The organism is Streptomyces sp. NPDC041940 (assembly GCF_055589465.1).
The window spans coordinates 90,157-99,949 of record NZ_JBVJBP010000008.1; the positions used below are offsets into that span (position 1 = coordinate 90,157).

Sequence of the window (9,793 nt, forward strand, 5' to 3'; positions counted from 1 at the left end):
GGCCCGACTGGCGATGATATCGCGGGGGGGGGGGGGGGGAGCGGGTACCCCCCCCCCCCCCCCCCCCCCCCCCCCCCCCCCCCCCCCCCCCTCTCCATGCCGTCAGCCCCGTACGGCACCGAAGCGGATGTCGTACGACGTCCCCGGGTGCATCACGCGCAGCATCCGCTCGCCCTCGGCGGTGACCTCGTCCCGCTGGGTCCTGGTGAGCCGGTCGAAGGGCTCGATCACCAGGGCCTGGTCCTCCAGTCGCCACAGGCCCGCGAGGAAGCCGTCCACGAGGAGCGTGGGGTAGGCGATGTTGCCCTGCCAGGAACGGCCCCGGTACCGCGGCGGGACGACGCGGGTGCGGTCGGCGTGGGAGAGCAGCAGGTTGTCGAACTCGGGCAGGAAGCGCGGCGGGGCCGGGGTGTCCGGGTCGGGGCGGGAGGCGTCCGGGAGGTCGAACAGCTCGACGCCGCCCTCGTCCTGGAAGGTGACGAGTCGCGGACGGAGCCGTTCGAAGGCGTCCCGCAGGCGGGTCAGTCCGGCCCAGGTCTGCATGTCCTTCACGGAGGCCGGGCCGAAGGCGGCTAGGTAGCGCGGGACGACCGCGTCGGGGGTGGGGGCCGGTTCGGCCGGGCGGCCGAGCCAGTGCTCGGCGGTGGTGAGACTGACCTGCCCGCTACGGCCCCACAGGCCGCGCGGGGTCACCTGCACGAGCGGCAGACGGCACCGGGCGGCGACCGCCAGGGCCTGTGGATCGGCGTCGGGCCACTCCTGGAGCAGGGCCTCGCGCAACTGCTTCATCGTGCGGGGCCCGGCCTCGACGAGGTCCCGGGCGAGAGCCGCGAGCCGGTCCAGGTCGACACCGGCGAGTCCTTTGCGGAACTGGACCAGCTCCCGGTCCCGGGCGGGCTGCACCAGCGGCCTGAGGGTGAGGCAGTCGTCCGCGGTGTGGGTGTGGATGGTGGAGCGCATCGTGACGATACGGACGACCTCGCGGCCGGCCATCGGCGTCGACAGCGCCTCGGGGTCGAAACCGTCGAGGCGTGCGGCGAGGGCGTAGTACGGAGGCTTGACGTTCTGCGCCTGGAGACCGACCAGATGCTCGACGGCCGCGACGGCGGTCATCCGGACGAGGCGCAGCAGCAGTTGCCGGTCGAGGGTGGCGCGGTTGAGGGCACGGGTACCGAGGACGCTCCGCTGGGTGTTCGCCATGGGGGCACGGTAGCGGGGCTTGCGGACAGGTTCTGGCCGCATTGGCCCGGACTCGTGGAGCCGGTGGTAATCCGGGCGCGGCGGGGTAAAGGGAGTCGATCAGCCCCCGTCGAGAAGGAGCCGAGGATGACCGACGACGCCTACCTGTTCCTGCTTGACGACCCGTCCGCGTCGCTGGGCGTGGCCCCGGCCGCCGTCGGCGATCTCGCGTGCATGGAGACTCCCGCGGTACGCGCCTGGCTGGCCGCGCAGGGAAGCACCCCGGCCTCCCCGCAGCTGCGCCTGCTGCCGCCGGAGGAGACGGCGGCCATCCCCGAGGGAGCGGAACGGCTGCCCGTCCCGCTGGGCGAGGAGGAACTGAGCCGGGTCCGCCATCTGAACGCACCCCAGTCACTCGCCCGGGTCGAGGAGGAACTCCTCGCCTTCCGCGACAGCGCGGACGGCCGCGACGGCCTCATCGCCCGCGCCCTGGCCGCCGGGGTGGCACCGCACCGCATCGTCGAACTCACCGGGGTGGACCCGGCGACGGTGACCGCGGCGACGAGCGGCTGACGCCGCGGCGGCGGTTTCGGATGCTGCGCACCACCCCAGCCCTCCTCCGTCCGATACCGGCCTTCGGGGGAATTCAGGGCCCGCTTCGCGGTTCGGGAGGCGGTGGGTGGTACGGGGATGAGATGGCCGCGTCTGTCGAACCGCCCGTCTCGCCGTCCGGACGTCCGGGCGGTGGGGAGCCGCGTGTGCCGGACTGGCTGCGGACCGCGGGCGCGTACGCGTGGCGGATCATCGCCGTCGGTGTCGTCGTCCGCTTCGCTTTCTCCGTGCTCGGGCAGTTCCACCGGATCGCCGTCGCCGTCTTCCTCGGTCTCGTCATCGCCGCCGTGCTCCGCCCCGCGGCCGGTCTGCTGGCCCGGTCGATGCCCAGGCCGCTCGCGGTGGCCGTCGCGATCGTCGGCGGCATCGTCCTCGTGCTCGGGGCGCTGGCCCTGGTCGGTGAGACCGTGGCGGACCAGCGCAGCGGACTGGAGCGGGAGTTCGTGGCGGGGATCGACCGGATCGAGCGCCAGTTGGAGGGGCCGCCGTTCCGGCTGCCGGCGGACGCCTTCGCCGATCTGCAGTCCCGGATCGGCAAGCTGCTGTCGAGCCATCGCTCCACCCTCATCAGTACGGCGCTCAGCGGCGCGAGCCGGCTGCTGGAGGTGCTGACCGTGCTGGCGCTGGCCCTGTTCTGCGCGGTCTTCTTCACGCACTCGGGCGAGCGGCAGTGGCGGTGGATGTGCGAGCAGCTCCCCGAGCGGGCGCGGCAGCACGTCACGGTCGCGGGCCGGGCCGCCTGGCGGACCTTCACCGGCTACACGCACGGCATCCTGCTGGTGGCGGCGACCAACGCGGTCCTCGTGGGCATCGCCCTGTTCGCTCTCGGGGTGCCGCTCGCCGTGCCGCTGGCGCTGCTGGAGTTCGTGGCCGCCTTCATCCCCCTGATCGGCTCGCCGATCGCCCTGGCGGTCGCGGCCGTCGTCGCGCTGGCGACGAAGGGGCCGCTCATCGCCCTGGTGGTGGTGGCCCTGATCGTGATCATCGGGCAGATCGAGGGCCATCTCCTGCACCCCATCGTGATGAGCTGGGCCGTCCGGCTGCACCCGGTGGTGGTGGCCCTGGCGGTCGTCGGCGGAGCGGTCGCGGCGGGGGTGATCGGTGCCGTGGTGGCCGTACCGCTGGTGGCCGTGGCGTGGTCCGTGTACCAGGCGCTGCGAACGTCCGAGGGTGAGATCACGACCCCGGCGTGAACGCCGCGCGGATCATGGAGACCGAGGCCACAGTCAGGGGGAGGGCAAGGTCACAGCCGCGCCCACTCCTGCTCTTTCGTTAACGTGGCCTAACATCCGAGCATGACGGTCCTGCCTGACGACGGGCTTGAGCTGGCCGGCGAGTTCCCTGATGTGCCCCATGAGCAGTGGCAGCGCCTTGTGGCGGGTGTGCTGCGCAAGTCGGGCAAGGACGTCGAGGGAGCCGAGGCCGAGGAAGCCCTGTCCACCGCCCTGGAGGACGGGTTGCGCACCCGGCCCCTCTACACTGCGCGCGACGACGCCCCCGAGCCTGGTTTCCCCGGGTTCGCGCCCTTTGTGCGCGGCGGCCGCGCCGAGGGGAACACGGTCGGCGGCTGGGACGTACGGCAGCGGCACACGGCGGCCGACTCCGCCGCGGTGCTCGCGGACCTGGAGAACGGTGTCTCCTCCCTCTGGCTGACCGTGGGCGAGGACGCCATTGAGGTGCCCTCCCTCGGCACGGTCCTCGACGGCGTCTATCTCGACCTGGCACCCGTCGTCCTCGACGCGGGGACCGAGACCGAGCCCGCCGCGCGGGAACTGCTGCGGCTGTACGAGGAGCGGGGCGTCGCCCGGGACGTGGCGCGCGGCAACCTGGGCGCGGACCCGCTCGGCCACGAGGCCCGTACCGGACAGGGCTACGACATCGCACCGGTGGCGGAGCTCGCGCGGCGGTGTGCCGGGGAGTACCCGGGGCTGCGGGCGCTGACCGTGGACGCGCTGCCGTACCACGAGGCCGGTGGTTCGGCCGCCCAGGAGCTGGGCTGCTCGCTGGCGACGGCGGTGGCGTATCTGCGGGAGCTGACCGAGGCCGGGCTGAGCGTCGAACAGGCCTGCGGGCAGCTGGAGTTCCGGTACGCGGCGACCGCCGACCAGTTCCTGACGATCGCCAAGCTGCGGGCCGCGCGCCGGCTCTGGGCGAGGGTCGCCGAGGCCTGCGGGGCCCCGCGCGCGGGGGCGCAGCTCCAGCATGTCGTCACCTCGCCGGTGATGATGACGCGCCGCGACCCGTGGGTGAACATGCTGCGCACGACCATCGCGACGCTGGCCGCGGGGGCGGGCGGGGCCGACTCGGTCACCGTGCTGCCCTTCGACCACGCGCTCGGCCTGCCGGACGCGTTCGCCCGCCGGATCGCCCGCAACACCTCCACGATCCTCATCGAGGAGTCGCACCTGTCCCGGGTGATCGACCCGGCGGGCGGCTCCTGGTACGTGGAGCGCCTCACCGACGAACTCGCGCACGCGGGCTGGGAGTTCTTCCGTCGGATCGAACGGCTCGGCGGCCAGGCGGCCGCCCTGCGCTCGGGCGACCTCGGGCGGGACCTCGCCGACACGTGGGCGGCCCGGAGCGGGAAGCTCGCCAAGCGGCGCGAACCCATCACCGGCGTCAGCGAGTTCCCCCACCTCACCGAGAAGCCGGTCGTCCGCGAGCCGGCTCCCGAGCCGCGCTCCGGCGGGCTGCCTCGGGTGCGCCGCGACGAGGCCTACGAGGTGCTGCGCGCCCGCTCCGACGCCCACCTCGCGGCGACCGGCTCCCGGCCCCGGATCTTCCTGGCCGCGCTCGGCCCGGCCGCGGCCCACACCGCGCGCCTGACCTTCGCCTCGAACCTCTTCCAGGCGGGCGGCATCGAGCCCGTCGCGGAGGGCACCTTCGAGGAGAGCGGCGCGAGCGAGGCCGTGCTGTGCTCCAGTGACGCCCTGTACGAGGAGCAGGCGGAGACGGTGGCCGGGCAGCTCAAGGCCGCCGGCGCCGCACAGGTGTTCCTCGCCGGGCGGCCGGGGAACCACCCCGGTGTCGACTCGTACGTCTTCGCGGGCTGTGACGCCGTCGCCGTGCTGTCCGCCACCCTCGACCGCATGGGAGTGTCCTGATGGGAATCCCCGACTTCTCCGGGATCGAGCTGGGCTCCCCGGCCGCCGACGGCGGGCCCGACGAGTGGCGTACGGCCGTCAAGAACGCCTCCGGCGGGGACGACCTGCTCTGGGAGACCCCGGAGGGCATCGCGGTCAAGCCGCTGTACACCGGCCGTGACCTGGAGGGCCTGGACTTCCTGGACACGCGCCCGGGCCAGGCGCCGTATCTGCGCGGCCCGTACCCGACGATGTACGTCAACCAGCCCTGGACGATCCGTCAGTACGCCGGATTCTCCACGGCCCAGGAGTCGAACGCCTTCTACCGGCGCAACCTCGCGGCCGGGCAGAAGGGCCTGTCGATCGCCTTCGACCTGCCCACCCACCGCGGTTACGACAGCGACCACCCGCGGGTGACCGGTGACGTCGGCATGGCGGGCGTGGCCATCGACTCCATCTACGACATGCGGCAGCTCTTCGACGGCATCCCGCTGGACAAGATGACCGTGTCGATGACGATGAACGGCGCCGTGCTGCCGGTGCTCGCGCTGTACATCGTGGCGGCGGAGGAACAGGGCGTACCGCCCGAGAAGCTGGCCGGGACCATCCAGAACGACATCCTCAAGGAGTTCATGGTCCGCAACACCTACATCTATCCGCCGTCGCCGTCGATGCGGATCATCTCCGACATCTTCGCGTACACCTCGCAGCGGATGCCCCGCTACAACTCCATCTCCATCTCCGGCTACCACATCCAGGAGGCGGGCGCGACGGCCGACCTGGAGCTGGCGTACACGCTCGCGGACGGCGTGGAGTACATCCGGGCGGGCCGTGAAGCCGGCCTGGACGTGGATGCGTTCGCGCCCCGGCTGTCGTTCTTCTGGGCGATCGGCATGAACTTCTTCATGGAGGTCGCCAAGCTGCGGGCGGCGCGCCTGCTGTGGGCGAAGCTGGTCAAGCAGTTCGATCCGCAGAACGCCAAGTCGCTGTCCCTGCGCACCCATTCGCAGACGTCGGGCTGGTCGCTGACCGCGCAGGACGTGTTCAACAACGTGACGCGCACCTGTGTCGAGGCGATGGCGGCGACCCAGGGGCACACGCAGTCGCTGCACACCAACGCGCTCGACGAGGCCCTCGCGCTGCCCACCGACTTCTCGGCGCGGATCGCCCGCAACACACAGCTGCTGCTCCAGCAGGAGTCCGGCACGACCCGCGTGATCGACCCGTGGGGCGGCAGCGCGTACGTGGAGAAGCTGACGTACGACCTCGCGCGCCGCGCCTGGCAGCACATCCAGGAGGTGGAGGCCGCGGGCGGCATGGCCAAGGCCATCGACGCGGGCATCCCCAAGCTGCGCATCGAGGAGGCCGCGGCCCGCACCCAGGCCCGGATCGACTCCGGGCGCCAGCCGGTCATCGGCGTCAACAAGTACCGGGTCGACAGCGACGAGCAGATCGACGTGCTCAAGGTCGACAACTCCTCGGTGCGGGCCCAGCAGGTCGAGAAGCTGCGGCGGCTGCGCGAGGAGCGGGACGAGACCGCCTGCCGGGACGCGCTGGACGCGCTGACCCGGGCCGCCGGCGGCGAGGGCAACCTGCTGGAGCTGGCGGTGAACGCGGCCCGCGCCAAGGCCACGGTCGGGGAGATCTCCGACGCCCTGGAGAAGGTGTACGGGCGGCACGCGAGCCAGATCCGTACCATCACCGGCGTGTACCGCAACGAAGCCGGGGAGTCGCCGTCCGTGGACCGTACCCGCACCCTCGTGTCCGACTTCGAGGAGGCCGAGGGGCGCCGCCCGCGCATCCTGGTCGCCAAGATGGGCCAGGACGGCCACGACCGCGGCCAGAAGGTGATCGCCACCGCCTTCGCCGACCTCGGCTTCGACGTGGACGTCGGCCCGCTGTTCCAGACGCCCGCCGAGGTGGCCCGGCAGGCCGTCGAGGCGGATGTGCACATCGTCGGGGTCTCGTCGCTGGCGGCCGGTCACCTCACCCTCGTTCCGGCGCTGCGCGAGCAGCTCGCCGAGGAGGGGCGCGAGGACATCATGGTCGTGGTCGGCGGGGTGATCCCGCCGCAGGACGTGCCCACGCTGCTGGAGATGGGCGCGGCGGCCGTCTTCCCCCCGGGGACGGTGATCCCGGACGCCGCGTACGACCTGGTGAAGGGGCTGGCGACGACCCTCGGGCACGACCTGTGATCGATGTCGACGCCTATGTGAAGGGCGTACTCGACGGGAAGCGGGCGATCATCGCCCGCGCCATCACGCTCGTCGAGTCCACCCGGCCCCAGCACCGGGCGCTGGCCCAGGAGTTGCTGACCGAGCTGCTGCCGCACAGCGGGCAGGCCCGGCGGATCGGTGTCAGCGGGGTGCCGGGCGTGGGCAAGTCGACGTTCATCGACGCGTTCGGCACGCAGCTGACCTCGCTCGGGCACCGGGTGGCGGTGCTCGCGGTCGACCCCTCCTCCAGCCGTACCGGCGGCTCGATCCTCGGCGACAAGACCCGGATGGAACGCCTGGCCGTGGATCCGGCGGCCTTCGTCCGCCCCTCCCCCACGGCGGGCACGCTGGGCGGAGTGGCCAAGGCGACCCGTGAGTCGATCGTGGTGATGGAGGCGGCCGGCTACGACGTGATCCTGGTGGAGACGGTCGGCGTCGGCCAGTCCGAGACCGCGGTCGCGAACATGGTCGACTCCTTCCTGCTGCTCACCCTCGCCCGCACCGGTGACCAGCTCCAGGGCATCAAGAAGGGCGTCCTGGAGCTGGCCGACGTGATCGCCGTCAACAAGGCGGACGGCCCGCACGAGCGCGACGCCCGGGCCGCCGCGCGTGAGCTGGCGGGCGCGCTGCGGCTGATGCACGGCAAGGACGCGGCCTGGACGCCGCCCGTGCTGAGCTGCAGCGCCCGTGAGTCGGCCGGTCTGGACACGGTGTGGGAGCGCCTCGAACAGCACCGCACCCTGCTGGACTCCACCGGCCGTCTCGCCGCCAAGCGCCGTGACCAGCAGGTCGACTGGACCTGGACCATGGTCCGCGACGAACTCCTCGGCCGTCTGAAGGCCGACCCGGCGGTACGGGCACTGACGCCGACGCTGGAACAGCGGGTCAGGGACGGCGAGCTGACGCCGACCCTCGCGGCCGAGCGGATTCTCGGGGCGCTCGGGGGCTCCGAGCAGGACCCCTCCTGAACTGATTCCGAGCTGATTCCGAGCTCATTCCGAGCTGATTCCGAGCTCATTCCGGCCGGATCGGGGCCTGGACCGGACCCCCCGGCGGGAATCCATGCACGCCACTTGCATGATTATGCGTGATGATACATACTCTTCCTATGTCCAAGGTCCTCACCTCCCTGCCCGCCGGCGAGCGCGTCGGCATCGCCTTCTCGGGCGGTCTCGACACGTCCGTCGCGGTCGCGTGGATGCGCGACAAGGGTGCCGTCCCGTGCACCTACACGGCCGACATCGGCCAGTACGACGAGCCCGACATCGCCTCGGTGCCCGGCCGCGCGAAGACCTACGGTGCCGAGATCGCGCGCCTGGTCGACTGCCGTGCGGCGCTGGTCGAGGAGGGCCTGGCCGCGCTGACCTGCGGCGCGTTCCACATCCGCTCGGGCGGGCGGGCGTACTTCAACACCACGCCGCTCGGCCGTGCCGTCACCGGCACGCTCCTGGTCCGGGCGATGCTCGAGGACAACGTCCAGATCTGGGGCGACGGCTCCACCTTCAAGGGCAACGACATCGAGCGGTTCTACCGCTACGGCCTGCTCGCCAACCCCCACCTGCGGATCTACAAGCCCTGGCTGGACGCGAACTTCGTGACCGAGCTCGGCGGCCGCAAGGAGATGTCGGAGTGGCTGCTCGCCCACGGGCTGCCCTACCGGGACAGCACGGAGAAGGCGTACTCCACCGACGCCAACATCTGGGGCGCCACCCACGAGGCCAAGACCCTGGAGCACCTGGACACCGGCGTCGAGACCGTCGAGCCCATCATGGGCGTCCGGTTCTGGGACCCCGAGGTCGAGATCGCCGCCGAGGACGTGACGATCGGCTTCGAGCAGGGCCGCCCGGTGACGATCAACGGCAAGGAGTTCGCCTCCCCCGTCGACCTGGTCATGGAGGCCAACGCCATCGGCGGCCGGCACGGCCTCGGCATGTCGGACCAGATCGAGAACCGGATCATCGAGGCCAAGAGCCGCGGCATCTACGAGGCGCCCGGCATGGCCCTGCTGTTCACCGCCTACGAGCGGCTGGTCAACGCGATCCACAACGAGGACACCCTCGCCCAGTACCACGCCGAGGGACGGCGGCTCGGCCGGCTGATGTACGAGGGCCGCTGGCTGGACCCGCAGGCGCTGATGATCCGCGAGTCGCTGCAGCGCTGGGTGGGCGCGGCCGTCACCGGCGAGGTGACGCTGCGGCTGCGGCGCGGTGAGGACTACTCGATCCTCGACACGACCGGCCCGGCGTTCAGCTACCACCCGGACAAGCTGTCCATGGAGCGCACCGAGGACTCGGCGTTCGGCCCGGTGGACCGGATCGGCCAGCTCACCATGCGCAACCTCGACATCGCCGACTCCCGCGCCAAGCTGGAGCAGTACGCCGGCATCGGCCTGATCGGCACCGGCAGCCCCACCATCGGCGCCTCGCAGGCGGCCGCGACCGGCCTCATCGGCACCATGCCGGAGCTGCCCGAGGGCGGCGCCGAGGCCATCGCCTCCCGCGGCGAGGTCTCCGAGGAGGACGCCTGGCTGGACCGCGCGGCGATGGAGTCCGGCACGGACTGACCAGCCCCGGGCACAACGGAAGGGGGGGGGGGGGGGGGAGGGGGGGGGGGGGGGGGGGGTGGGGGGGGGGAGGGGGGGGGGGGGGGGGGGGGGGGGGGGTGTTTGTGGGAAAGGAGCGTGAAGGAGGAGCGTGAAAAGAG

7 protein-coding genes are annotated in these 9,793 nt (G+C 72.2%); 6 read left to right on the forward strand and 1 reads right to left on the reverse strand.

What is annotated here, in order from left to right:
* Window positions 1–102 precede the first annotated feature (102 nt).
* Window positions 103–1,200: a winged helix DNA-binding domain-containing protein gene (locus ACZ6I3_RS16235; protein WP_469415145.1), complete on the reverse strand. Its 1,098-nt coding sequence runs from the start codon at window positions 1,198–1,200 to the stop codon at window positions 103–105.
* Between the two features lie 126 nt (window positions 1,201–1,326).
* Here ACZ6I3_RS16235 and ACZ6I3_RS16240 point away from each other — a divergent pair, with 126 nt between their 5' ends.
* From ACZ6I3_RS16240 to argG, 6 genes are all read left to right on the forward strand, one after another.
* Window positions 1,327–1,752, forward strand: a complete 426-nt coding sequence (locus ACZ6I3_RS16240; RefSeq protein WP_469415146.1) for a DUF6003 family protein — start codon at window positions 1,327–1,329, stop codon at window positions 1,750–1,752.
* Between the two features lie 122 nt (window positions 1,753–1,874).
* The gene (locus ACZ6I3_RS16245; RefSeq protein ID WP_469415147.1) at window positions 1,875–2,984 is read left to right on the forward strand and encodes an AI-2E family transporter; all 1,110 of its coding nucleotides are present in this window, start codon (window positions 1,875–1,877) and stop codon (window positions 2,982–2,984) included.
* 102 nt (window positions 2,985–3,086) lie between these two features.
* A complete protein-coding gene (locus ACZ6I3_RS16250; protein ID WP_469415148.1) occupies window positions 3,087–4,895 on the forward strand; it encodes a methylmalonyl-CoA mutase family protein in 1,809 nt (602 codons plus the stop codon).
* Entirely contained in the window at window positions 4,895–7,069 is a 2,175-nt protein-coding gene (gene scpA, locus ACZ6I3_RS16255; protein WP_469415149.1) for a methylmalonyl-CoA mutase, read from the forward strand. The genes ACZ6I3_RS16250 and scpA overlap by 1 nt, the downstream gene beginning before the upstream one ends.
* Entirely contained in the window at window positions 7,066–8,058 is a 993-nt protein-coding gene (gene meaB / locus ACZ6I3_RS16260) for a methylmalonyl Co-A mutase-associated GTPase MeaB (protein ID WP_469415151.1), read from the forward strand. The genes scpA and meaB overlap by 4 nt, the downstream gene beginning before the upstream one ends.
* Before the next feature lie 140 nt (window positions 8,059–8,198).
* Entirely contained in the window at window positions 8,199–9,653 is a 1,455-nt protein-coding gene (gene argG / locus ACZ6I3_RS16265; protein WP_469415152.1) for an argininosuccinate synthase, read from the forward strand.
* The last annotated feature ends 140 nt before the right edge of the window (window positions 9,654–9,793 follow it).

Bases quoted from the DNA above. Each gene is read 5' to 3' on its own strand.
- ACZ6I3_RS16245 (WP_469415147.1), top strand. From the start codon at position 1,875: ATGGCCGCGTCTGTCGAACCGCCCGTCTCGCCGTCCGGACGTCCGGGC.
- ACZ6I3_RS16240 (WP_469415146.1), top strand. From the start codon at position 1,327: ATGACCGACGACGCCTACCTGTTCCTGCTTGACGACCCGTCCGCGTCG.
- ACZ6I3_RS16235 (WP_469415145.1), bottom strand. From the start codon at position 1,200: ATGGCGAACACCCAGCGGAGCGTCCTCGGTACCCGTGCCCTCAACCGC.
- ACZ6I3_RS16250 (WP_469415148.1), top strand. From the start codon at position 3,087: ATGACGGTCCTGCCTGACGACGGGCTTGAGCTGGCCGGCGAGTTCCCT.
- argG (WP_469415152.1), top strand. From the start codon at position 8,199: ATGTCCAAGGTCCTCACCTCCCTGCCCGCCGGCGAGCGCGTCGGCATC.
- scpA (WP_469415149.1), top strand. From the start codon at position 4,895: ATGGGAATCCCCGACTTCTCCGGGATCGAGCTGGGCTCCCCGGCCGCC.